23 protein-coding genes are annotated in these 24,837 nt (G+C 59.9%); 16 read left to right on the top strand and 7 right to left on the bottom strand.

Translation table 11 applies throughout. The features are described from left to right. Positions 1-75: 75 nt before the first annotated feature. From TU76_RS18955 to rarD, 5 genes are all read left to right on the top strand, one after another. The gene (locus TU76_RS18955) at positions 76-816 is read left to right on the top strand and encodes a ComF family protein (protein ID WP_037031831.1); all 741 of its coding nucleotides are present in this window, start codon (positions 76-78) and stop codon (positions 814-816) included. A 57-nt stretch (positions 817-873) separates the two neighbouring features. Then, positions 874-1,638, top strand: coding sequence for a TOBE domain-containing protein (locus TU76_RS18950; protein WP_019823012.1), 765 nt, complete (start codon positions 874-876; stop codon positions 1,636-1,638). Between the two features lie 85 nt (positions 1,639-1,723). Further along, positions 1,724-3,625, top strand: coding sequence for a PhoX family protein (locus TU76_RS18945; RefSeq protein WP_046808574.1), 1,902 nt, complete (start codon positions 1,724-1,726; stop codon positions 3,623-3,625). Positions 3,626-3,757: 132 nt separating this feature from the next. Then, positions 3,758-4,732: a serine/threonine protein kinase gene (locus TU76_RS18940; protein ID WP_048352320.1), complete on the top strand. Its 975-nt coding sequence runs from the start codon at positions 3,758-3,760 to the stop codon at positions 4,730-4,732. A 203-nt stretch (positions 4,733-4,935) separates the two neighbouring features. Next, positions 4,936-5,823 carry an EamA family transporter RarD gene (gene rarD, locus TU76_RS18935; RefSeq protein ID WP_019823007.1) on the top strand — a complete coding sequence of 296 codons (888 nt, stop codon included), beginning with the start codon at positions 4,936-4,938 and terminating at the stop codon, positions 5,821-5,823. Between the two features lie 10 nt (positions 5,824-5,833). Here rarD and TU76_RS18930 read toward each other — a convergent pair whose 3' ends face one another. Further along, entirely contained in the window at positions 5,834-6,352 is a 519-nt protein-coding gene (locus TU76_RS18930) for a glycine cleavage system transcriptional repressor (RefSeq protein WP_019823006.1), read from the bottom strand. A 352-nt stretch (positions 6,353-6,704) separates the two neighbouring features. On the opposite strand from TU76_RS18930, the gene TU76_RS18925 reads away from it, so the two are divergent. Then, entirely contained in the window at positions 6,705-8,882 is a 2,178-nt protein-coding gene (locus TU76_RS18925) for a malate synthase G (RefSeq protein ID WP_048352319.1), read from the top strand. A gap of 103 nt (positions 8,883-8,985) precedes the next feature. On the opposite strand, the gene TU76_RS18920 is transcribed toward TU76_RS18925, so the two are convergent. Beyond that, the gene (locus TU76_RS18920; RefSeq protein WP_048352318.1) at positions 8,986-9,423 is read right to left on the bottom strand and encodes a response regulator; all 438 of its coding nucleotides are present in this window, start codon (positions 9,421-9,423) and stop codon (positions 8,986-8,988) included. A gap of 294 nt (positions 9,424-9,717) precedes the next feature. Between TU76_RS18920 and TU76_RS18915 the strand changes: the two genes are divergently transcribed. From TU76_RS18915 to TU76_RS25430, 7 genes are all read left to right on the top strand, one after another. Further along, the gene (locus TU76_RS18915; protein ID WP_048352317.1) at positions 9,718-11,652 is read left to right on the top strand and encodes a putative nucleotidyltransferase substrate binding domain-containing protein; all 1,935 of its coding nucleotides are present in this window, start codon (positions 9,718-9,720) and stop codon (positions 11,650-11,652) included. Continuing rightward, a complete protein-coding gene (locus TU76_RS18910) occupies positions 11,649-12,359 on the top strand; it encodes a 3'-5' exonuclease (protein ID WP_048352316.1) in 711 nt (236 codons plus the stop codon). Before TU76_RS18915 ends, TU76_RS18910 begins: the two co-directional genes overlap by 4 nt. A gap of 202 nt (positions 12,360-12,561) precedes the next feature. Beyond that, a complete protein-coding gene (locus TU76_RS18905; RefSeq protein WP_019822997.1) occupies positions 12,562-13,086 on the top strand; it encodes an RNA polymerase sigma factor in 525 nt (174 codons plus the stop codon). Next, on the top strand, positions 13,083-14,060 hold the full coding sequence (locus TU76_RS18900; protein WP_048352315.1) for a FecR family protein: 978 nt from the start codon (positions 13,083-13,085) through the stop codon (positions 14,058-14,060). Before TU76_RS18905 ends, TU76_RS18900 begins: the two co-directional genes overlap by 4 nt. 90 nt (positions 14,061-14,150) lie before the next feature. Further along, on the top strand, positions 14,151-16,586 hold the full coding sequence (locus TU76_RS18895) for a TonB-dependent siderophore receptor (RefSeq protein ID WP_048352314.1): 2,436 nt from the start codon (positions 14,151-14,153) through the stop codon (positions 16,584-16,586). Between the two features lie 74 nt (positions 16,587-16,660). Next, complete coding sequence (locus TU76_RS18890; RefSeq protein ID WP_019822991.1) at positions 16,661-17,773, top strand: PepSY-associated TM helix domain-containing protein; 1,113 nt, start codon at positions 16,661-16,663, stop codon at positions 17,771-17,773. Next, positions 17,770-17,946: a hypothetical protein gene (locus tag TU76_RS25430; protein WP_019822990.1), complete on the top strand. Its 177-nt coding sequence runs from the start codon at positions 17,770-17,772 to the stop codon at positions 17,944-17,946. The genes TU76_RS18890 and TU76_RS25430 overlap by 4 nt, the downstream gene beginning before the upstream one ends. Before the next feature lie 205 nt (positions 17,947-18,151). Here TU76_RS25430 and rloA2 read toward each other — a convergent pair whose 3' ends face one another. Beyond that, positions 18,152-18,652, bottom strand: a complete 501-nt coding sequence (rloA2, locus tag TU76_RS18885) for a retropepsin-like aspartic peptidase RloA2 (RefSeq protein WP_019822989.1) — start codon at positions 18,650-18,652, stop codon at positions 18,152-18,154. A 159-nt stretch (positions 18,653-18,811) separates the two neighbouring features. Between rloA2 and TU76_RS18880 the strand changes: the two genes are divergently transcribed. Beyond that, positions 18,812-19,699 (top strand): acyltransferase, encoded by an 888-nt coding sequence (locus tag TU76_RS18880; RefSeq protein ID WP_019822987.1) that lies wholly within the window; start codon positions 18,812-18,814, stop codon positions 19,697-19,699. 3 nt (positions 19,700-19,702) lie between these two features. Here TU76_RS18880 and TU76_RS18875 read toward each other — a convergent pair whose 3' ends face one another. Next, the gene (locus tag TU76_RS18875; RefSeq protein ID WP_019822985.1) at positions 19,703-20,260 is read right to left on the bottom strand and encodes a DUF2780 domain-containing protein; all 558 of its coding nucleotides are present in this window, start codon (positions 20,258-20,260) and stop codon (positions 19,703-19,705) included. Between the two features lie 180 nt (positions 20,261-20,440). Between TU76_RS18875 and TU76_RS18870 the strand changes: the two genes are divergently transcribed. Together TU76_RS18870 and TU76_RS18865 are read left to right on the top strand one after the other, a co-directional pair. After that, complete coding sequence (locus TU76_RS18870; RefSeq protein WP_019822983.1) at positions 20,441-21,073, top strand: sigma-70 family RNA polymerase sigma factor; 633 nt, start codon at positions 20,441-20,443, stop codon at positions 21,071-21,073. Beyond that, complete coding sequence (locus tag TU76_RS18865) at positions 21,070-21,744, top strand: anti-sigma factor (RefSeq protein ID WP_048352313.1); 675 nt, start codon at positions 21,070-21,072, stop codon at positions 21,742-21,744. The genes TU76_RS18870 and TU76_RS18865 overlap by 4 nt, the downstream gene beginning before the upstream one ends. Positions 21,745-21,858: 114 nt before the next feature. On the opposite strand, the gene fdhA is transcribed toward TU76_RS18865, so the two are convergent. From fdhA to TU76_RS18850, 3 genes are all read right to left on the bottom strand, one after another. Further along, positions 21,859-23,058, bottom strand: a complete 1,200-nt coding sequence (gene fdhA / locus TU76_RS18860; RefSeq protein ID WP_046809224.1) for a formaldehyde dehydrogenase, glutathione-independent — start codon at positions 23,056-23,058, stop codon at positions 21,859-21,861. Positions 23,059-23,124: 66 nt separating this feature from the next. Next, positions 23,125-23,982 carry a formyltetrahydrofolate deformylase gene (purU, locus tag TU76_RS18855; RefSeq protein ID WP_019822978.1) on the bottom strand — a complete coding sequence of 286 codons (858 nt, stop codon included), beginning with the start codon at positions 23,980-23,982 and terminating at the stop codon, positions 23,125-23,127. Positions 23,983-24,129: 147 nt separating this feature from the next. Continuing rightward, entirely contained in the window at positions 24,130-24,762 is a 633-nt protein-coding gene (locus TU76_RS18850; protein ID WP_048352312.1) for a sarcosine oxidase subunit gamma, read from the bottom strand. Positions 24,763-24,837 lie beyond the last annotated feature (75 nt).

Genomic DNA, 24,837 nt, shown 5'->3' with positions numbered 1-24,837 from the left:
TGTTTATGCTTAGACTTGAACCTGAGGCAAACGCCTCAGGCACGGCACGGATGTCGGCATGTTTAAGGATGTGACATGAACTGTCAACCACAATGGATAAGGCAGGTTTACATCTGGTTATTTAATAACCAGACCTGTTTATTGTGCGACGAATTCTGCGGCACACCCTTTGCCCTTTGTATGACCTGTGAGCTGGAACTGCCGTGGTTGGGCGATAGCTGCAAGCGTTGCGGGCTGCCATTACCGATGGCGGGGCTGATCTGCGCCCATTGCATCAAGCAGCCGCCAGCCTTTGACCACGTGCATGCGCCCTGGGTGTATGGCTTTCCGATCGACAGTCTGATCATCCGGTTCAAGCACCACGGCAAATGGCCCTATGGTCGACTTTTAGCCGAACTTCTCGGCCAATCGCTGCTCGATGACTTCAACTCGGGTAGCCCCCGACCCGACTTCCTGCTGCCGGTGCCCCTGTCCACCCAACGTCTGCGCCAGCGTGGCTATAACCAGGCCGCCATGCTCGCCCAGTGGCTCGGTGCTGCGCTGAACATCCCTCGACACGAACACTGGCTGCTGCGCACCCAGGACACGGCCGCGCAACAAGCCCTGGACGCCAAAGGCCGCAAACGCAACCTGTTGCAGGCATTCAGTCTCGCGCCCGGAGTACAGGTCTGCGGGTTGCACCTGGCGCTGGTCGATGACGTGCTGACCACCGGTGCCACGGCTGAAAGCCTGGCCCGACTGCTGATTAAGGCCGGAGCCAGACGCGTGGACGTGTATTGTCTGGCCCGAACGCCAAAACCCGACGGGCCTCCTTGACGCCACCCGGTTGAGCAGGCACTTTTCGGGCACGTCCTGCCTTGCGAATCTTCTGTCATGCACCTGCCCACCCTGCTCGCTCAACACATGGTCCGTCGCCCGCAACGCATTGCGCTGCTGCAGCACATTGTTGAACAGGGCTCGATCACGGCCGCCGCTAAAAGCGCGGGCATCAGTTACAAAGCCGCGTGGGATGCCATCGATGAGCTGAACAACCTGGCGCAAACCCCGTTGGTTGAGCGCAATATCGGTGGCAAAGGCGGAGGCGGTGCTCGACTGTCCGTAGCCGGTGAGCGGGTGTTGCGGCTTTATCAGCGTTTGCAGGCGATGCAAAATCAGGTGCTGGACGCCGCCGAAGACATTCAGGACCTCGACCTGCTGGGCCGCCTGATGCTGCGCACCAGCGCCCGCAACCAATTGCATGGCACCGTCATTGCCATTCTCAGCCACGGCCATAACGATCTGATCCAGCTGGAACTGCCCGGCGGCCTGACCCTTCGCGCGCAAATCACACGTGACAGCACCCAGCGCCTGGAACTGGTGATCGGCAGCCAGGCCGTGGCATTGATCAAAGCGGGCTGGCTGCAACTGCTTGGCGCCACACACCCCCCCAGCCCCGAGCACAATGACCTGCACGGCCAGATCGAGCAGATCCTGCACACCGACAACGGCCCCAGCGAAGTCCGTATCACCCTGCCCAGCGGCCAGACCCTGTGCGCCCTGACCGAACCACAACACCTCGAAACACTAGGCCTGACAGAAGGCAGCGAGGCCCACGTGCAATTTGCGCCGTCACTGGTGTTGCTGGGTACCGCGCTGTAACACCCCTCGCCCCCTCGACTTGAAACATCCCTGTCATACCCGCTGCTTATGGTGTCTGCCAAAACCGTCCAGAGCCAAGCCAGCCATGAGCCTATTAGAAGAAAACCAATCCACCGACCTTGAGCAGATCATTGGCCTGAGTCGACGCGGCTTTATCAGTGCAGGCGCCCTGTGTGGCGCGGCCATGTTTTTGGGTGGCGGCCTGCTCAGCCGCAGTGCCCTGGCAGCGGGTGTCAGCGCCGCCAACAGCCAACTGATGGGGTTCGACAGCATCAATGCGGCCACCACTGACACCATCAGCCTGCCACCCGGCTACCGCTCTTCGGTACTCATCAGTTGGGGCCAGCCGCTGCAAGCCGACGGCCCGGCGTTTGACCCTTCCGGCAACGGCACTGCCAGCGCCCAGGAAGTACAATTTGGCGACAACAACGATGGCATGAGCCTGTTCGCCTTCGCGGATGACCCGAACCGCGCCCTGATGGCGATCAACAACGAATACACCAACTATCGCTACCTCTTCCCCCATGGCGGCTCGCCCGCATCGGCAGAAGAAGTGCACAAGGCCCAGGCCACTGAAGGCGTGTCGGTGATCGAGATCCAGCGCAAGGGCGACGGCTGGCAGTTTGTCCAGGGTTCCCCCTTCAACCGACGCATCCACGCCAACACGCCCATTCGCCTGAGCGGCCCCGCTGCCGGTCATGAGCTGCTGCGCACCCGGGCCGACGCTACTGGCACCCGTGCACTGGGGACCTTCCAGAACTGCGCCAATGGCAAAACCCCATGGGGCACCTACCTGACCTGCGAAGAAAACTTCACCGACTGTTTCGGCAGCTCTGACCCGAAGCAAACCTTCGATGCCGCGCAAAAGCGCTATGGCGTGGTTGCGGCCAGCAAAGACATCAACTGGCACCCGCACGATCCTCGTTTCGATATGGCGCTCAACCCCAACGAACTGAATCGCCACGGCTGGGTCGTTGAAATCGACCCGTTCGACCCGCTTTCAACACCGGTCAAACGCACCGCACTGGGCCGTTTCAAACACGAAAACGCCGCCCTGGCCGAAACCGGCGACGGCCGCGCCGTGGTGTACATGGGCGACGATGAGCGCGGCGAATTCATCTACAAATTCATCAGCCGCGACAAGATCAACCACCAGAACCCCAAGGCCAATCGCGACCTGCTGGACCACGGCACGCTCTATGTGGCGCGCTTTGACGGTGGCGACAACAACCCTGATCGCCCCAAGGGTCACGGTCAGTGGATTGAACTGACCCATGGCAAAAACGGCGTGGATGCCAGTAACGGGTTTGCCAACCAGGCCCAAGTGCTGATCCAGGCACGAATGGCCGCCAGCACCGTCGGCGCCAGTCGCATGGACCGCCCGGAATGGATCGTGGTCAGCCCCACGGACGGCCAGGTCTATTGCACCTTGACCAACAACGCCAAGCGCGGCGAAGAGGGGCAACCGGTCGGCGGCCCAAACCCTCGCGAGAAAAACGTCTACGGGCAAATTCTGCGCTGGAAGGCCCGCAACGGTGATCATGGCGCCGACACCTTCGACTGGGACCTGTTTGTGGTGGCCGGCAACCCGGCGGTTCACGGCAAAGAGCCCAAGGGTGGCTCGGCCAATATCAACCCGCAAAACATGTTCAACAGCCCCGACGGCCTTGGATTCGATGACGCAGGGCGCCTGTGGATTCTGACCGACGGCGATGCCAGCAATACCGGCGACTTTGCTGGCATGGGCAACAACCAAATGCTGTGCGCCGACCCCGTCAGCGGTGAAATTCGTCGCTTTATGGTCGGCCCTGTTGGCTGTGAAGTGACCGGCATCAGCTTCTCGCCCGACCACAAAACCCTGTTCGTGGGGATTCAGCACCCGGGTGAAAATGGCGGTTCCACCTTCCCCGAGCACCTGCCCAACGGCAAACCGCGCTCATCCGTCATGGCCATCAGCCGGGAAGACGGCGGCATCGTCGGCGCATAACAAAAAATCTTGTGGGAGCGAGCCTGCTCGCTCCCACATGAGCCGCCAGAGCCTATTCAATCGCCCTCAGCCTCCCGGTCTGCGTTAACATGCATGGCCGGACGCGGCAGCCTGCTGCGCGCAGGAGTCAGCATGTCTCATCCGTTTGCAACACTTACCCCTGATCTGGTGCTCGACGCCGTCGAGAGCATCGGTTTCCTTAGCGATGCCCGTGTGCTCGCACTCAACAGCTACGAGAATCGCGTGTACCAGGTGGGTATCGAAGACTCGGAACCGCTGATCGCCAAATTCTATCGACCGCAACGCTGGACCAACGAAGCCATCCTCGAAGAACACCGCTTCACCTTCGAACTGGCCGAGCTTGATGTCCCGGTGGTCGCACCCATGATTCACAACGGTGAAAGCCTGTTCGAACACGCAGGCTTTCGCTTCACCCTGTTTCCACGCCGCGGGGGCCGCGCGCCTGAGCCGGGTAACCTCGATCAGTTGTATCGCCTCGGGCAACTGCTCGGCCGCCTGCATGCCGTGGGCGCGACCAAGCCGTTCGAACACCGCGAAGCACTGGGCGTGAAGAACTTCGGTCACGACTCGCTGACCACCCTGCTTGAAGGCAACTTCATTCCGCGCAGCCTGCTCCCGGCCTACGAGTCGGTCGCCCGCGACCTGCTCAAGCGGGTCGAAGACGTCTACGCCGCTACCCCGCACACCAACATCCGCATGCACGGCGATTGCCACCCCGGCAACATGATGTGCCGCGACGAAGTGTTCCATATCGTCGACCTCGACGATTGCCGCATGGGCCCTGCGGTGCAGGACTTGTGGATGATGCTGGCCGGTGATCGCCAGGAATGCCTGGGCCAGCTGTCAGAGTTGATGGACGGCTACAGCGAGTTCCATGACTTCAACCCCCGTGAGCTGGCGCTGATCGAACCGCTGCGCGCTTTGCGTCTGATGCACTACAGCGCCTGGCTGGCTCGACGCTGGGACGATCCGGCCTTCCCCCACAGCTTCCCGTGGTTTGGCAGCGAGCGTTATTGGGGCGACCAGATCCTGGCATTACGCGAGCAGCTATCGGCATTGAATGAAGAGCCGCTGAAGCTGTTTTAAGAAAGCCGGATGAACACTGTAGTCGCTGCCGAAGGCTGCGAAGGGTTGCAAAGCAACCCGTTTTCCCGGGAGCGCCGGCCACCCCTCGCAGCCTTCGGCAGCGACTACAGAAAACGTCCAACCTCACACAGGACACGCCTGCAAAACCTGCTTACACTCACAGCTTCTTCTGTGTCTGTTAGTTGCCTAAGCAAGGATTCTGCATGCAAGCCGCCAACCCGCGCCGCGGGTATATTTTAGGCCTCACCGCCTATGTCATCTGGGGCATCTTCCCGCTCTACTTCAAACTGCTGGCCAGCGTCCCGGCTGCCGAGATCATCGTGAACCGGGTGCTCTGGTCCGCGTTGTTCGGCTCGCTGTTGCTCCTGGTGTGGAAACACCCCGGCTGGTGGCAAGAACTGCGCGACAACCCCAAACGCATTGGCGTGCTGACCATTAGCGGCCTGCTGATTGCCGCCAACTGGCTGACCTATGTGTGGGCGGTAAACAACGACCGCATGCTCGAAGCCAGCCTGGGGTACTACATCAATCCGCTGGTCAACGTGCTGCTCGGCATGTTGCTGCTGGGCGAGCGCCTGCGCCGTCTGCAGTGGGTTGCAGTAGGCCTGGCCGTGATCGGTGTGGCGCAACAGGTATGGCAAGTGGGCAGCCTGCCCTGGGTGTCACTGGCGCTGGCGCTGAGTTTCGGTTTTTACGGGTTGATCCGCAAACAGGCACCAGTCAAGGCATTGCCGGGGCTTGTGGTCGAAACGTGGATTCTGGTCCCGGTGGCCATCGTCTGGTTGCTGCTGCACCCCGAGGCCAACAGCGCCCATGCCGATTTCTGGAGCACCTCGCAGGCCTGGTTGCTGGTAGCCGCCGGTCCGGCCACGCTGATACCCCTGGTGTGTTTCAACGCCGCCGCTCGGCATTTGCCCTACACAACCCTGGGCTTCATGCAGTACATCGCGCCGACGCTGGTATTGATTTTGGCGGTCACGGTTTACGGCGAACATTTATCCGAAAGTACCTTGCTCGCCTTTGCATTTATCTGGGCCGGCCTGGTGGTGTACAGCCTCGATGCCTGGTTCAGCATGCGTCAGCGCAGCTGAACCTGCGGGCCTACTCTTCGGTGCTGAACTTCAGGTCCACCAGCAGTTCATCCGCCAGGGTTTCCAGGCGTTTTTGCAGCACATCCAGGGACAAGGTCAGAGGCACCGCCAAAATAGCCTCGGCATGAAACAGCGGCTCGTTGCTCATCGGCGCGGGCCGCACATCGGTCACCAGCCGCTCCAGGCTCACACCCTGCTCCGTCAGCACCCGGGTGATGTCACGCACAATGCCGGGGCGGTCGTTGCCTACCAGCTCCATGGCGATGGGCTTCCAGGTGCAGGACTGCTCAATGCCGCTTTCGGCAATCAACACCCGAATCCCTTCCTTGCCCAAATGCTGCAACGCATCGACCAGTTCATCGTGCGCTTCGGCGGGCACGCCTACGCGCAGGATCCCGGCGAATTGCCCGGCCATGCGCGACATTCGACTCTCCAGCCAGTTACCGCCATGCTCGGCGATGCATTGAGCAATGCGCTCGACCTGCCCGGCCTTGTCCTGGGCAAAGACCGTTATCACAAGATGGTTCATGGCGGGGGTCTCTCTTATTAGGGGGGTCGAGTGAGTATAGGCACTCCCGCAAAAGGGATTCAAAATCACAAATTGTGTACTGTTTTTAGAATTATCTGGAACAACCTGCCTGTTTCTTGAGAACATCCTGTTCTTCTGCGTGACCGATAGCGTAAAAATGGTCGCAGAACGACGTGATTGGTCTGATTTTCACATCTGCAATTGATCATGTAGTATGCCTCGGCGACCACTACATAACTTGCAACAAGGTCCGCCAAGGTGTCTGCTATACCCCGTCCAACCCCGCCAGCATGAGCCACGCGGTGTTTTAAGAAGCGCTCCAGGCTTTAAATAAAAATGAGTGAGGCAAGCAATGACTGAACACGTTCACGTCGGTGGCCTGCAGGTCGCCAAAGTCCTGTTCGACTTCGTAAACAACGAAGCTATCCCCGGTACCGGCCTCACCGCCGACCAGTTCTGGGACGGTGCCGACAAGGTCATCAATGACCTGGCACCCAAGAACAAAGCACTGCTCGCCAAACGCGATGATTTGCAGGCGCGGATCGACGCCTGGCACCAGGCTCAGGCCGGCAAGGCCCATGACGCCGTGGCTTATAAAGCCTTCCTCCAGGATATTGGGTATCTGCAGCCAGAAGCCGCAGATTTCCAGGCAACGACGCAAAACGTCGATGACGAAATCGCTCGCATGGCAGGCCCACAACTGGTGGTGCCAGTCATGAATGCGCGCTTTGCCCTCAACGCTTCGAACGCCCGCTGGGGCTCGCTCTACGACGCGCTGTACGGCACCGATGCCATCAGCGAAGCCGATGGCGCCACCAAGGGCAAGAGCTACAACAAGGTCCGTGGCGACAAGGTGATTGCCTTCGCCCGCGCTTTTCTCGACGAAGCCGCGCCTCTGGCCAGCGGCACTCATGTTGACTCAACCGGCTACGCCATCGTTGGCGGCGCCTTGCAGGTCACCCTCAAGGACGGCGCCAGCACCGGCCTGCGCGACACCGCGCAACTGATCGGCTACCACGGCTCAGCCGAGGCTCCGACCGCTGTGCTGCTCAAGCACAACGGCCTGCACTTCGAAATCCAGATCGATGCCGCAAGCCCTGTTGGCCAGACCGATGCCGCAGGCGTCAAAGACGTACTGATGGAAGCGGCCCTGACCACCATCATGGACTGCGAAGACTCCGTTGCCGCCGTCGATGCCGATGACAAGGTAGTGATCTACCGCAACTGGCTGGGCCTGATGAAAGGCGACCTCAGCGAACAGGTGTCCAAGGGCGGCGAAACCTTCACCCGCACCATGAACCCGGACCGCGAGTACACCGCGCCAAACGGTGGCACCGTCAGCCTGCACGGCCGCTCGCTGCTGTTCGTGCGCAACGTGGGCCACCTGATGACCATCGATGCGATCCTCGACAAGGACGGCAACGAAGTACCCGAAGGCATCCTCGACGGCCTGCTGACCAGCCTGGCCGCGATCCACAGCCTCAACGGCAAGGCCACGCGCAGCAACAGCCGCACCGGTTCGGTCTACATCGTCAAACCGAAGATGCACGGCGCTGAAGAAGCCGCGTTCACCAACGAGCTGTTCGGCCGTATCGAAGACGTGCTCAAGTTGCCACGCAACACGCTCAAAGTCGGGATCATGGACGAAGAGCGCCGCACCACGATCAACCTCAAGGCGTGCATCAAGGCCGCCAGCGAGCGCGTGGTGTTCATCAACACCGGCTTCCTCGACCGTACGGGCGATGAGATTCACACCTCGATGGAAGCCGGGCCGATGGTGCGCAAGGCCGACATGAAAGCCGAGAAGTGGATTTCGGCCTACGAAAACAACAACGTCGATGTCGGCTTGAGCACTGGCCTGCAAGGCCGTGCGCAAATTGGCAAAGGCATGTGGGCCATGCCCGACCTGATGGCCGCGATGCTGGAGCAGAAAATCGCTCACCCGCTGGCCGGCGCCAACACCGCCTGGGTGCCATCGCCGACCGCCGCGGCCTTGCACGCGCTGCATTACCACAAGGTTGACGTGTTCGCCCGTCAGGCCGAACTGGCCAAGCGCGCCCCGGCATCGGTTGACGACATCCTGACCATCCCGCTGGCAGTGAATCCGCAGTGGACACCGGAGCAAATCCAGAACGAACTGGACAACAACTCCCAGGGCATTCTGGGCTACGTAGTGCGCTGGATCGACCAGGGCGTGGGTTGTTCGAAGGTGCCGGATATTAACGACATCGGCCTGATGGAAGATCGTGCCACGCTGCGTATTTCGAGCCAGCACATCGCCAACTGGCTGCGTCACGGCATCGTCAGCGAAAGCCAGGTCCTGGAAAGCCTCAAGCGCATGGCGCCTGTGGTCGATCGCCAAAACGCCAACGACGCGCTGTATCGTCCGCTGGCGCCGAACTTCGACAGCAACATCGCCTTCCAGGCGGCAGTCGAACTGGTGATCGAAGGCACCCAGCAGCCAAACGGCTACACCGAGCCCGTGCTGCACCGTCGTCGTCGCGAGTTCAAGGCCAAAAACGGCCTGTAAACATCGTAGATAGCAAAAAGCCCCGAATTTCGGGGCTTTTTGCTATCTGTGGGAGCGAACCTGCTCGCGAGCAGGCTCGCTCCCACAGAGTTGCAGACAAATTTTACATCCCCAACTCCTGACGGATCAGCTTGAGCAGCTTGGCGGTATCGATCGGCTTGAGCAGAAAATCGACCACATGCAAATGCATGGCATCGATGGCATCACGCACACTCGCATCACCCGACATGATGATGATCGGCAAGGTAGCCTGATCTGAATCGCGCACTTTGCGGATCAGGTGCAAGCCATCGTGGGGCAGCATCCGCAAGTCGGTGATCATCAGGTTGATCGGTTTCGATGCCAATAGCGCCAGCGCCTGCTCTTCGTTGCTGGCCGTGAGGCATTCGATTGCATTGAGTTCCAGAAGCTCCGCCAACAACTCACGCGCCACTGGATCGTCCTCGACAATCAACACACATGATGAAGCCGAAACAGGTGACGACATGACCTCTTTCAAGGCCTCGCGTTCGGCGTCAGTCAAAATGTCGTGCTCAGTCATACGCTTCTCTAAAGCCAACCTGTAGGCAAAATATCCTAACAGCGTAGTCGGTTATCCCTGACCGTTCACCAATGTGCACTCAGCCATAGGTATTTCCAAGCCTCCCGCACAAATAATGAACAAAAAACCTGTAAGACTTTTCAAAGTCAGCGACAGAAATTAGCCCCCATAGACTTACGTCCAATGGGCACCCGCGTGCAGACCGCCGAGCATGAGGGATAGAAATACGCCATGGGGCGCTGCCCTGTCCGGTCATAACAACAACGACTAACAACCAACAATGCGGTATCAGTAATGAGTAAATCGGATGCGTTTCTCCAGGCAGGAAAAACCGCGGTGTTACAGAACATTCACGGCACCATGCAGTTTTTGCAGCGATTCCCGCCCTTCAATCAAATGGAAAACACTCACCTGGCGTATCTGGTCGAGCAGTGCCAACTGCGCTTCTATGCCCCAGGCGAAAGCATCATCCGACCGACCGACGGCCCGGTGGAACACTTCTATATCGTCAAACAGGGCCGTGTGGTGGGCGAACGCACCCACCTGGGCCGCGAAGAAGCCCAGACCACCTTCGAAATCACCGCCGGCGAGTGCTTCCCGCTTGCCGCCTTGCTGGGTGAGCGCGCCACCCGCACCGAACACCGCGCCGCTGAAGATACGTTTTGCCTGCAACTGAACAAACTCGCATTTATCAAACTGTTTGGCCTGTCCGACGAGTTCCGCGACTTTGCCCTGCGTGGCGTCAGCAGCCTGCTCGACAAGGTCAATCAGCAGGTTCAGCAAAAAGCCGCCGAAACCCTGGGCACTCAATACTCGCTCAACACCCGCCTGGGTGAATTGGCCATGCGCCACCCCGTAACGTGCGCGCCAACCGTCGCACTGCGCGAAGCCGTACGCCTGATGCACGAACAGCAAGTGGGCAGCATTGTCATCGTCGACGAACACAAGTCGCCGCTGGGGATTTTCACCCTGCGCGACCTGCGTCAGGTGGTAGCCAATGGCATTGAAGATTTTGCGCAAGCCATCGATTTGCACATGACCCCCGACCCGTTCTACCTGAGCCCGGATCACAGTGCCTTCGACGCGGCGGTTGCCATGACCGAGCGGCACATTGCCCACGTGTGCCTGGTCAAGGACCAGCGCCTGTGCGGCGTCGTGTCAGAACGCGACCTGTTCTCCCTGCAACGGGTCGATCTGGTCCATTTGGCGCGCACCATCCGTCATGCCCCACGGCTGGACACCCTGATCAACCTGCGGGGCGAAATCGGCCAACTGGTGGAGCGCATGCTGGCGCACGGCGCGTCTTCCACACAGATCACTCACCTCATCACCCAGCTCAATGACCATACCGTGTGCCGGGTGATCGAGCTGGTGCTGGCCGAGAAGGGCGACCCTGGCGTGCCGTTTACCTGGCTGTGTTTTGGCAGTGAAGGCCGACGCGAGCAAACCCTGCACACCGACCAGGACAACGGCATTCTGTTCGAGGCCCAGGATGGCGCCCAGGCCGCCGAAATTCGCGAGCGCCTGCTGCCCATCGCCCAGCAGATCAACCACTACCTGGCGGCCTGCGGCTTCACCCTGTGCAAGGGCAACATTATGGCCGGCAACCCCGACCTGTGCCTGTCACGCACCGAGTGGGCCCGCCGTTTTGCAGCCTTTATCCGCGAAGCCACGCCTGAAAACCTGCTGGCCTCCACCATTTATTTCGACCTGCGGGTGGTCTGGGGTGATGAACAGGGCTGCGAGCAACTGCGCCGCGGCATCCTCGGGCAAGTCGCCGACAACCGTCTGTTCCAGCGCATGATGGCCGACAATGCACTGCGTCATCGCCCGCCCGTAGGGCGCTTTCGCGAGTTCGTGCTGGAGCGCAAAGGTGGCGACAAGGCCACCCTCGATCTTAAGGTCCAGGGCCTCACGCCCTTCGTGGATGGTGCCCGCCTGCTGGCGCTGGCCAACGGAGTCTCAGCCAACAACACCCTTGAACGTCTGCGCCAACTGGTCGCCCTGGAAGTGATCGAACCGCTGGACGGGGCTGCGTATGAAGAGGCCTACCACTTTATCCAGCAAACCCGCATGCAACAGCACCAGCTGCAAACCCGGGAAAACCGCCCGTACTCCAACCGGGTCGACCCTGACAGCCTCAACCAGCTGGACCGCCGAATACTGCGTGAAGCCCTGCGTCAGGCTCAGCGCCTGCAAAGCAGCCTGGCCCTGAGGTATCAGCTATGAGCCTGTTGTCATGGTTGTTGCCACGTAAAAAACCGGTGCTCAGCCTTGAGCAGCATGAGCGCCTGATGCGACTGCCGCCCGCAACCGAATTGGGCGACACGCCAATGCGCACGCAACGCTGGGTGGTGGTTGATCTTGAAACCAGCGGCCTGAACCTCAATCGCGACCAGGTGCTGTCGATCGGTGCAGTGGTCATTGAGGACGGCGCCATTGATTTTAGCCAGGCGTTTGAACGCACCCTGCTGCGCCCCGACAACCCTCTGAGCCCCAGCATGTTGTTGCATGAACTGGGGCCAGCGGCCATTGCCGCAGGCAGCGACCCGGCGGATGCCCTGCTCGACTTCATGGCTTTTGTGGGCGACAGCCCGGTGCTGGCATTCCATGCACCCTTTGACCAGCACATGCTCACACGCGCCCTCAAGGACAGCCTGGGCTACCGTTTGCAACACCCGTTCCTGGATGTGGCGGGCATGGCGCCAATGCTGTGCCCGCAGGTCAATCAGCGCGAAGCCGGGCTGGACCAGTGGATCAACCACTTCAACCTCCAGGTCGAAGACCGCCACAACGCCAGCGCCGACGCCCTGGCTACCGCTGAACTGGCGTTGATCCTCTTCAGCCGTGCCCGCACTCAGGGCATCGATACCCCCCAAGCCCTGCAACAGCGGCTCAACCAGTGGCAGCGGCGCAAGCAGATGCACAGTTTTTAATCTGTGGGAGCGGGCTTGCTCGCGATTCAAACAACCCGGTCCATCAGACACACCGCAGCGATTTCATCGCGAGCAAGCCCGCTCCTACAAAAAATGGTTTTTACCGCTCCGTGTCTGCCATCCGATGAGCGTCAATTGCGTAGGACCATTCCCTCTGACACAATCGCGAATAATTATCGTTAGTTAAAACTTGCCGTCGGTGATGTCTTTGTCGTCAGTCCAAAACCCACACAGTGAGCTGGTTGGAGCGCTTTACCGCGACCATCGCGGCTGGCTGCTGGCGTGGTTGCGGCGCAACGTGGCCTGCCCGCAGCGGGCCGAAGACCTCAGCCAGGACACTTTTGTGCGCCTGCTGGGCCGCCCTGAACTGCAAGCTCCCCGTGAGCCTCGGGCATTCCTGGCCGCCATCGCCAAGGGCCTGCTGTTCGACTATTTTCGCCGCGCCGCGCTGGAGCAGGCCTACCTCAACGAGCTGATGCTGATCCCCGAGGCCGAGCAACCCTCGCCCGAAGTCCAGCAACTGATCCTTGAAGACCTGAAGGCCATTGACCGTCTGCTGGGCAAGCTGTCGAGCAAGTCCCGTGCAGCCTTCCTGCACAGCCGTCTCGATGGCCTGACCCACGCAGAAATCGCCGAACGCCTAGGCGTGTCTGTGCCCCGTGTACGCCAGTATCTGGCCCAAGGTATCCGCCAGTGCTACATCGCCCTCTATGGCGAACCGGTATGAGCCAGGCCAACGCCAAACCGGTCTCATCCCACGTGCTGGATGCCGCCATCGCCTGGCAACTGTGCCTGGATTGCGGCAGCGGCAGTGCCGTGGAACAGGCTGAATTTGCCAAGTGGTACAGCGCCAGCGAAGAACACGCCCGGGCCTGGCTACAACTGGGCATGCTCGATCAGCGCTTCAGCACTACCAGCATCCCTGCGCGCAACGCCTTGCTTAATGCCCGCAATGGCGTACAGGAGCGGGTGCGCAAAATAGGCAGTGGCCTGGCCAGTATTGCGCTGGTCTGTGGAGTGGCCTTGTTCGCCGGTAAAAACTACCTGCCCATTGATTACTGGATGGCCGATCAGCGCACCGCCACCGGCGAACAGCGCCAGTTACGGCTGGCCGACGGCACGCTGCTCAACCTCAACACCCACAGCGCAATCGATGTGCAGTTTGATGACACGACGCGGCGCATCATCCTGCAAGAAGGCGAGATCATGGTTGAGACCGGCCATGGCGATCCTCGACCGTTTATCGTGCAAACCCGCGATGGCAGCCTGCGCGCACTGGGCACACGGTTCATGGTCAAGCGCGAAGACCAGGGCACTCGCCTGAGTGTTCTGCAATCGCGGGTCGAGGCACACCCTGAAAACAGCGCCGAGCGCACCCTCTACAGCGAAGGCCAGCAGGTGCTGATGCACCGCGATCGTCTAGGCCAAATGCTCGCCCTCAGCCCCGGGGCAGATGCCTGGACACGGGGAATGTTGGTACTCGACAACGTGCGCCTGGCCGACATGATCAGCGAGCTCAACCGCTACCATCGCGGCCATCTGGGCGTAGAGCCCGAAGTCGCTGACCTGCGCATCACCGGCAGCTTCCCGCTGAACAACATCGAGTTGTCGCTCAATGCCCTGTTGCCGACCTTGCCGGTACACATCGAACAACGCACCCCATGGTGGGTCACCGTCAGTGCCAAGCCGTCGGCGAACTGAATCTAAATTATTTTCAATCAGCCCTATCACTTTTCAACTCTCATCCGGCAGATAGGCATAAAGAAACATTTCCATTCAGGAACCCGCCGAATGTCCCGCTCCCTCGACACGTTTTTGCGCCCCAGCCTGTTAGCCGTAGCCATCGCTCTCTGCGCCCCGTTGACCAGCACCGCGCTGGTTGCTGGCGAGCAGACATCGTCTGCGCGCAGCTACAACCTGCCCGCCGGCCCTTTGGCGTCCACCCTGAACCAGATCGCCAGCCAGGCCGGCATCACCCTGGCCATCGACTCGTCCTTGCTGGCCGGTAAAACCTCAGCCCCGGTAAAAGGTACGTTCGAGGCAACCACGGCATTGCGTGAGGCGCTGCAGGGGAGCGGGTTGCAGTTGGTGCCCGGCAACGCAGGGAGCTTCACTCTGATCGAAATGCCCCAGGGCGCATTGGCGCTTGAAGCAACGACCATCTCCGGCCAGGACAATTACGAAAGTGCCTGGGGACCGGTGGATGGCTACCTCGCTCAGCGCACAGCCTCTGGCACCAAGACCGATACATCACTGGTTGAAGCTCCTCGTTCCATCTCCGTCGCCACTCGCGACCAGATGCAGGACCGGGCAGTACAGAATCTGGATGATGCCGTGCGCTATATGCCCGGTGTCACCGCCAGCAGTTATGGCAGCGACAGCCGTGCAGAGTGGTTGAAAGTGCGAGGTTTTGAACCGACCCAGTTTCTCGATGGCCTGGCGTTGCCCAAAGGCACCTACGCCATGCCAAAACTGGAAACCTGGGACTTGGAGCGCGTGGCCCTGCTCCGCGGGCCTGCCTCATCGGTCTATGGACAAACTCCGGCGGGCGGCTTGCTGGACATGGTCAGCCGTCGCCCTGAAAACAACGCAAGTCATGAAGTACAGCTTCAAGTCGGCAGCTACCAGCGCAAGCAAATCAGCTTCGACAGCACTGGCCCTATCGATGATGAAGGACGCTTTTTATATCGCGTCAGCGGCGTAGTTCGCGACAGCAACACCGCCATCGAACACAACGAAGACAAACGCTACAACATTGCCCCAAGCCTGACCTGGAATATCGACGAAGACACCAAACTGACCTTCCTCAGCCAGTTCAATCGCGACGATACCGCCATCACCAGCCAGTTCTTGCCGCTGCAAGGCACCAAAGTGTCCTCACCTGCGGGCGAAGTGAAATATCACAAGAACCTGGGTGACCCTAAATGGGAGTTCTACGACAAGACCTACTACGCACTGGGCTATGCGTTTGAACACCGTCTCAACGATGTGTGGCAGTTCCACCAAAACCTGCGCTACACAAAAAGCGACCTGGCATTCCAGGGCATTACCGCCGGGGGCTATTACGGCTCGGTTGCAGACGATGGAACCCTGCAGCGCGGGGCGAACGTGGTCGATGAAGACATTAGCCAGTTTGCTGTCGACAACAACTTCCAGGCCGACTTCGACACCGGCGTAATCAAACACGCCCTCTTGATTGGTCTTGACCATCAGCGCATCAATACCAATTACAAATGGGACTATGGCTCAGCCCCAGCCAGCAACATTATCAACCCGATTTATGGGCAAGATTTCAGCAACGTCAAATACACGGCCTATAACGACTACAACCAGAAAACCCGCGATACAGGTGTTTACCTGCAAGACCAGATGGCGCTGGATAACTGGCGCTTGACCCTGGGCGGTCGTCAGGACTGGCTGCACACTGACACCACGTTCCATAACGAGAACAATGCCCGCGACAAGCGTGACGACAGCGCCTTCACCGGCAATGCGGCTCTGAGTTATGTGTTCGACTCCGGCTTTACGCCTTACGTTTCCTATGCCGAATCGTTCCAGGCCGAGCCAGGAGGGTTTGGCGGCAAGGCATTCAAACCCGGCACCGGCAAGCAATATGAACTGGGTCTCAAATACCAGCCGCCGGGCAGCGACATGCTGTTCACCGCCGCCGTATACGACCTGACCCGCAAAAATATTGTGCTCAGCGATACCCTGGGTGTGAGCCGGCCACTGGGCGAAGCCAACGTACGCGGGCTGGAACTGGAGGCGGTGGGCAACGTCAACGACAACCTGAAGCTGACAGCCGCCTACACCTACGCCAACACCAAAATGACCAAGGTGTCCGACCCGCTGGACAAGAACCGTCCATTGCCACTGACGCCTGAGCATCAAGCCTCGATCTGGGCTGACTACACGTGGCACCAAGGCACACTGGAAGGTTTCGGTGTGGGCTTTGGCGCTCGCTACATTGGCGAAACCGACAACATTGCGATTGGCAGCATGGCCTATGTGCCCGATGCCTCTTATGGCCACACCGACGCCTACACCGTCTATGACGCTGCCGTGCATTATGATCTGGGAAAAATGAACAAATCGCTTAAAGGTGCGACGGTTTCAGTTAACGCCAACAACGTCTTCGACAAGGAATACCTGTCGACCTGCGATGGCTTCTACTGCTACTACGGCGACCGCCGCAACGTCATGGCCAGCGTCAACTACAAGTGGTAATCCGCTAAGCGCTATGTCACCTGTCCCTGTAGGAGCGGCGCACCGCCTCTCCCACAGCAGTGTTTTGGAGCTTCATGAAAAGCAAAACCATTCGCCGCTGGTCTTTTATCCACACCTGGACCAGCCTGATTTGCACCGGTTTTTTGCTGATGCTGGCATTGACCGGTTTGCCGTTGATTTTTCACCATGAAATCGACCACCTGCTGGGCGATGCGCCGCAGGTCAAGGAACTGCCCGCCGACACCCCGACACTCGATCTGCAACAACTGGTGCGCGCCGCCGAGGCTCATCGCCCGGGCGAAGTCATGCAGTATTTCGGCTGGGAAGCAGACGAACCCAACGCGGTCGTAGCCATCATGGCGGCCACCGCAGGCACCGAGCCGAACTCGTCCCACACCTTTATGCTCGATGCGCGTACGGGCGAGGCGATAGAGGTTCCGTCGGCCAATGGCGGGATCATGATGGTCATGCTGCGCCTTCACGTGGACATGTTCGCCGGGCTGCCCGGCAAGCTGCTGCTGGCATTCATGGGGCTGCTGTTTGTGCTGGCGATCATCTCCGGGACGGTGCTGTACTTGCCGTTCATGCGCCGTCACGACTTCGCCACCGTGCGCACCGACAAGTCCACCCGCTTGCGCTGGCTCGACCTGCACAACCTGCTGGGCGCCGTGACCCTGACCTGGGCCCTGGTGGTGGGGGTGACCGGTGTGATCAGCGCGTGTGCCGACCTGATTATCGAAGCCTGGCGCAATGACAGCCTCGGCGTCATGATCGAACCCTATCGTGATGCACCACCGCTGACCCAGCTGGCCCCTGCCAGCCAGTTGCTGGACATTGCCGCCAAAGCAGCACCCGGCATGAATGCGGACTTTATCGCCTTCCCGGGCACACGGTTCTCCAGCGAACACCATTACGCAGTGTTCATGAAAGGCAGCACCCACCTGACCTCGCACCTGCTGACACCGGTCTTGATCGACGCGAGCACCCTGGACGTTACTGCCGTGGCCGGACGACCGTGGTACATGGATGCGATGGGCATGTCCCAGCCGTTGCACTTTGGCGACTACGGCGGCATGCCGATGAAGATCCTTTGGGCAGCCCTCGACCTGCTGACCATTGTGGTACTCGGCAGCGGCTTGTACCTGTGGTGGGTACGCCGACGTGCGGCCAAGGAGAACGCTCGATGAGGCCGCGTCGGTCGAACTTCTGGAAGGTGTTTTCTATCCCGCTGGCGATTGGACTTGTGAGCGTGACCGGACTGTTCAGCGCGCTATTAGGTGACGGCGCGTGGGATGTACTGAGCTGGATTGGCTTGGGCATTCCGGTGTGGGTCAGCGTGCGCGGGTTGCTCAAGCGCTGAGCGAAAGTTGCGTAGCAGCTGACGAGCTCTGCGAGGCTGCGTTCGAGCGCGTAGCGGTCGTAAAACCGGTACACACGGCATGCCTGATAAACCGTGGAAGCAGGCTTTACGACGGCTGCGCCGCCGGACGTAGCCTCGCACAGCTCGTCAACTGCTACGAATCGGGACAAGCAAAATCTTTAGCCGCTGACGAGAACGCGGGTTTTCAGCAATCAGGCTTGTCCGCTGTATAGCGACGCGCCGGGTTCACCGCCGCACCAAACTCACGCAGCGCCTTGGCGCCGATCAGCAGCGGGTAGTTGAAGCTGCTGCGATCCGTAAGGTTGACCTCTACGGTGCGCTTGACGTTACCCAGGCACATCTCCAGATCGACTACCGGGCGCTTGGCGCTTTCCGGGACCTCTTTCTCGTCATCTTCATCGGCACGGCTCTTGATCTTGCTGATACGCGCAACCTTGTGCTCGTAAACCTTGCTGCTCGCGCCCTCGGTCGCCAGCTGGAAGCGGACCCACTCGTCACCATCACGGGTAAAGGTCTGGATATTTTTAGCCGACAGCGACGCTGTCAGGGCGCCGGTGTCCATCTTGGCTTTGAGGGTTTCGCCAATTTCCGGCAGCTTGATGTATTCGTAACGCCCATAAAGGGTCGGCTCGGCCGCCATCACCGGCAACGCCAATACGGACAGCAACACAAAAACAGACTTCATACGGGTCATTCCTTTTAAAGAGTCCGGTTTAGACCACATACCGGCAGTAGGTTCACACGGCTTTTGCTGGTGCAAGCCAGCGCCGGAAGGGCTCATTGATTTGGCGTTCTACGCCAGTCTGCTTATCATGACCAGTCCTTAAACGTTCAAGAGTTGCTTATGCGCCGCCTGCTCACCGGCTGTCTGGTTACCCTGTTATTACTGTGCAACACCCTGATTCTGTTCGGGCCGTTGATGCTGTTTGCCCTGCTCAAACTGGTGACGCCGGGGCGCCTTCGCGATTTCAACTCGCGGGCGGTGATGTGGATCGCCGAGACATGGTCAGAGATAGACAAGCGCATTTTCGCCTTGTGCCTGCCCACCCGATGGGACATACGCGGCGCTGAGGGGCTAAGCCGTAATACCTCGTATCTGGTGATCAGCAATCATCAGTCGTGGGTCGATATTCCCGCACTGATACAGAGCCTGAACCGACGTACGCCTTTCTTCAAATTCTTCCTGAAAAAAGAACTGATCTGGGTGCCCTTCCTGGGGCTGGCCTGGTGGGCGCTCGATTATCCATTCATGAAACGTTACTCAAAAGCCTTCCTGGCCAAACATCCCGAACTCAAGGGCCAGGACCTCAAGATCACGCGGGACGCCTGCGAACTGTTCAAGCGCCAGCCTGTGACGGTGGTCAATTACATTGAAGGCACGCGCTTTACCCCCGCCAAACACGCCCAGCAACATTCACCTTACTTTTGGTTGCTAAAACCCAAGGCGGGGGGAGTGGCGTTTGTGCTGGCGGCGATGGGTGAACAGTTGGATGCCGTGCTCGACGTGACCGTGGTTTATCCACAGGAAAAAATTCCGGGGTTTTGGCAATTGATCAGCGGGCAGGTGCCCAAAGTGATTATCGACATACAGACCCGTGAGCTGGATCCGGCGTTGTGGAGGGGTGATTACGAAAACGATCCGGTGTTTCGCGAGCATGTCCAGAGCTGGGTCAACCAGCTCTGGACCGAGAAAGACCTGCGCATCAGCACCTTGCGTGCCGAGCGCGGCTAGCCTTTAAACGCCCCAGGCGCTGCCCAGTTTGCTCAGCAGCGAAGTGCTGACGTTCTGACCTTTGAAGTACTCCAGCAAAACCGGCGCAAACTTGGCAACCATACCGTCCTGCATGCCCAGTGCGGTGAATGCACTGTTCAACTGGTCAGTGTTGGACACGTTGCTGACAGCGCTGGTCGCAGTCTCGGACACGCCGCTGGACTTGCCCAGCAAGCCGCCCAATTGGCTCAACTGGCCCAGTGCACCAGCGCCAGCCAGTTTGTTGACACCCGGCACTTGCTCGGTCAGCTCGGAGTAGTCGCTGGAGGTCAGCTGGTTTTTCGCCAGGCTCAACATCGCGCCGATGCCGCCTGCCGCTTGCTCAGGCTTTACACCCAGCTCGTTGACCTTGGTCAGCATTTGTACGGCTTGCGCGGACTTGTCCGTGGTCGCGCCATTGCCGTTGGCACCCTGCACCTGCGCCGCCACGTTGGCCACATCGCTCAGGCTGAAACCTGCAAACACCGGGCTCGCGACCACGGTCATCAATGTTGCCAGTGCCACGCCGCTCAACTTATTCATCGCTTCAACCTCTAGAACCAAAAAACCGCCTGCAATAGAGCGGTAAAACTATGTCTATGACCCAAAACCCCAGCAGATGTTCCCAGGTGCCACTATCGGATCAAACGGGTCGCAATCTTAATTGAAAACCGCTGCATCCGCTGTGTCCTTGCCTGCGTATACAGGACACAGAGGTGCCACATGATTGGAACAACCCCACAGCCTGAACTAACCTCAACCGACGACTGGTCTGATGCCCTGACTGTGTTTGACGGGAGAGTGGCTATTTTAATTACCGATGCCGATGACCTTGCAACGCTCTTGGCCCAATGTTCACTGGGCAATCGCCGCGCCTTCGAAACCCTCTACCGCACCGTGGCGCCGCGCCTGCACAGCGTGGCACTGCGCTGCATGGGCCGCAGCGACCTGGCGCAAGACGTGGTGCAGGAAAGCTTTGTGCGCATCTGGCACAACGCCTCCCGTTATGAGGCTCACGTGTCGGCCCCCCTGACCTGGATGATCACCATCACTCGCAACCTGGCCATCGACCAGTTGCGCAAACATCGCGAACTGCCCTTGAGTGACCTGCAGCAAGACGCCTTGGCCGATGAGAGCCCAAGCGCCCACGAGCAACTGGACAGCGCCCGGGCGGCCAGCGCCCTTGGCCATTGCCTTGAACGACTGGAAGGCATGCAGCGCCAGAGCATCACCATCGCCTATTTTCAGGGGCTGAGTGCCAGCGAACTGGCGCACACCCTTGATGCACCGCTAGGGTCGGTCAAATCCTGGATCCGCCGGGGCATGGAGCGACTGCGCAGGTGCCTTGAGTCATGAACTATCAAACCCCTGAACGGCGCCGTGCGCTGGCCGCCGATTACGCCATCGGCCTGATGCCGCCCACCGCCCGTAAACGCTTTGAACACTTGCTGCTGGACGATGGGGCGTTGCGCGCTGAACTGGCCCGCTGGCAAAACCACCTCACCCTACTGACCGAGCCCCTGGTCGAGCAACCCGTGCCCGAGCATGTGTGGCAAGCCGTTGTGGCGCGCATTGAACCGCAAACACTGCATGTACCGCTCAAGCGCCCGTTCTGGAACTGGCTGCGGTTGGGGGCGGTTGCCTGCTCGTTGCTGATCGTCTTGACCGCGGGCCTGCTCTACAACCGCGACAGTGTCCAGTACCAGGCCACCCTGCTCAGCGGCACGGCTCAGCCCGGCCTGCGGATCGAGGCCCACGCCGACTACCTGAAGGTTCGACCGCTTGAGCTGAGCGCGGTAGAGGCAGGACGCAGTCTGGAATTGTGGGCGATTCCGGTTGAGGGCAAACCGGTGTCCCTGGGGCTGATCCCCGCGGATGGTGATGGTCGGATAGCCCTGAGCCAGAGCCAGCAGCAATTGATCAGGGTCCCGGTGGTACTGGCGGTGAGTCTTGAGCCGCAGGGCGGCTCACCAACCGGGCAGCCAACCGGCCCCGTGCTGTATCAGGGGCCGCTGGCGACACTGTAAACCAACCTGTAGTCGCTGCCGCAGGCTGCGATAAGGGCCGCAGGCCCTTCAAGGCAGGATCGCTGCGCAATCCATCGCAGCCTGCGGCAGCGACTACACAGTCAGTTGTGGCTTTTAAGCCTTGCTGAACATCCGGTGCGGATCGATCACAAACTTCTTCGGCACCCCGGCATCGAACTCGCCATAGCCACGTGGCGCGTCGTCCAGACTGATGACCTCAACGCCCACGATATCCGCGATCTTGATCCGGTCCCACATGATGGCCTGCATCAGTTGGCGGTTATATTTCATCACCGGCGTTTGCCCGGTGTGAAAGCTGTGGGATTTGGCCCAACCCAGACCAAAGCGAATGCTCAGGCTGCCCATTTTTGCGGCTGCATCGACTGCACCCGGATCTTCGGTGACGTACAGCCCCGGAATGCCGATTTTGCCCGCCACCCGCACTACGCCCATCAGCGAGTTGAGCACGGTGGCCGGCGCCTCGTGTTTCACTCCGTCATGCCCGTGACCACGGGCTTCAAAGCCCACCGCATCCACGGCGCAATCCACTTCAGGCTCACCCAGCAGGTCGGCAATCTGTTCGTGCAACGGGGTGTCCTTGGACAGGTCGGCAATTTCAAACCCCTGAGCCTTGGCGTGGGCCAGGCGAATCGGGTTCACGTCACCGACGATCACCACCGCAGCGCCCAGCAAACGCGCCGAAGCCGCCGCTGCCAGACCTACCGGACCAGCGCCAGCGATGTACACCGTACTGCCGGGGCCAACGCCTGCGGTCACTGCACCGTGATAGCCGGTGGGCAGGATGTCGGAGAGGCACGTCAGGTCACGGATCTTTTCCATTGCCGCATCACGATTGGGCAACTTGAGCAGGTTGAAATCGGCATAAGGCACCAATACATATTCAGCCTGACCGCCGACCCAATCGCCCATGTCCACATACCCATAGGCACCGCCGGGACGGGCCGGGTTGACGGTCAGACAGACGCCGGTGTTTTGCTCCTTGCAACTGCGGCAACGCCCGCATGCCACGTTGAACGGCACAGAAACCAGATCGCCGACTTTCAGATGCTCCACATCGCGCCCGGCCTCGATCACCTCGCCGGTGATCTCATGGCCCAGGACCAGCCCGGTTTGCGCCGTGGTACGGCCACGCACCATGTGCTGATCGGAGCCACAGATATTGGTCGACACCACACGCAAGATCACGCCGTGATGAATGGGCTTGCCTTGAGGATTCTGCATCTTCGGGAAAGGAATGCTTTGCACTTCAACCTGGCCATTGCCCAGGTACACCACACCGCGATTGTCAGCCATCGTATTCACCCTTGTTGTAATTGGAGGGATTACTTGCTGCATCCAGCTTAGAACGTGCCGCTAACCTCACAGCACCACCGTACGACCTCCATTTAGGAAAACGCGCCGCTCAATGTGATAGCCCACACCACGAGCCAGCGTCTGGGCTTCGATGTCGCGCCCTTTGGCAATAAGGTCTTCGGGGTAGTGGCTGTGATCCACCACCTCCACGCCCTGAGCGATGATCGGGCCTTCGTCCAGGTCGTTATTGATGTAGTGCGCCGTGGCGCCGACCAGCTTGACGCCTTTTTCGTAGGCCTGGTGATACGGCTTGGCCCCTTTGAAACCGGGCAGCAGGGAGTGGTGGATATTGATCGCTTTGCCGTCGAGCTTGCGACATAACTCAGGGGACAGCACTTGCATGTAACGGGCGAGGATCACCAGCTCGGCGCCGGTGTCTTCGATCACCTGCCACACCTTTGCTTCTTGCGCCGGTTTATTGGCCGGATCCAGCGCAAAGTGGTGATAAGGAATGCCGTGCCAGCTGGCCAGCGGCTCCAGATCGGGGTGATTGGAGACCACGGCCACCACGTCCATCGACAACTGGCCGATACGCTGGCGATACAGCAGGTCGTTGAGGCAGTGATCGGCCTTGGACACCATGATCAGGACTTTGGGCCGGTGATGAGGCGGCGTCAGTTCGAAGGCCATGCCGAAAGCCTGGCCGCGCTCGGCCAGACCCGCGCGAAAAGCGTGCTCGTCAAAACCGTCAGGCTGACGGAACTCCACGCGAATAAAAAAACGCGCCGAGCGCTGGTCGTCGAAAGAGTGGTGCTCGGTAACGTAGCAACTGTGTTCGAACAAATAACGCGTGACCGCATCCACCGTGCCCAGGAGGCTCGGGCAGTCCGCGGTAAGAATCCAGGTATCAGGGGCGCGGCTCATGGGGTGCTCCTTGATGGGTATTGGAACGCACACGACCTGTGTGGGAGCGGGCTTGCTCGCGATGCAAACAACACGGTACATCCGGATGACCGTGGTGCTGCAATCGCGAGCAAGCCCGCTCCCACAGAGGCGCAGGCAGGATCATATTTACGCTTCGACGTTCAGCCCGTACTCCGCTGCTGCATCCTGCAACCATAGACACCAGTAGTCCGAAAAGCTGCGGCGGATCAGCAGCTCCCATGTGTCTTCAGCCGTGTGGCGAATCACCAGCTGCGACTTGGCGAACACCGTGCCCACCGCTTTGCCCACCGGGAAGTTGTCCGGGTGTACGTCATAGCTGGTGGACTTCATCAGCACTTCGCGCACCTTTGGCCCGCTCAGTTCCAGCAGCTGTTGCCCGCCGCTGACGTTGACGACCGAGATATGCAGCCCGGCCAGCGCTGCGCGCAACGCGTGTTCCACGGCGAATTCCTGGCCACCGGGCACGATCAGCAACCACTCATCCGGCCCCATCCATTGCAACGATGTGTCTTCCTTGGCCACCAGGCTCAGGGCCACTGGCAACTCCAGCCCCAGGGCCTTGTGCACGCCTTCGGCAAAAGCCGGGTCTTTGGCATCGCCGCGCAGGGTCAGATGGCCCAGCAGTTTTTTCTCGCGCACGGTCACACCCGGATTTTTACGGCCCTTGCCGATCAAACCGGCGAGGTTGGCCTGGTGCAACGATGACTCGGCTTTGGCGCCCGAGTCCGGGCGTTGTTGGTATACGTTGGCTGTGGTCATGGATCACCCGTTAGCAATGTTGTGTTGATTGACTCCCACCATTCCCCGTGGGAGCGAGCCTGCTCGCGAAAGGGC

Source organism: Pseudomonas psychrophila, assembly GCF_001043005.1.
Lineage (GTDB): Bacteria > Pseudomonadota > Gammaproteobacteria > Pseudomonadales > Pseudomonadaceae > Aquipseudomonas > Aquipseudomonas psychrophila.
Note: the sequence above shows the minus strand (reverse complement) of the source record. Positions and strands in the feature narration are given on the sequence as shown.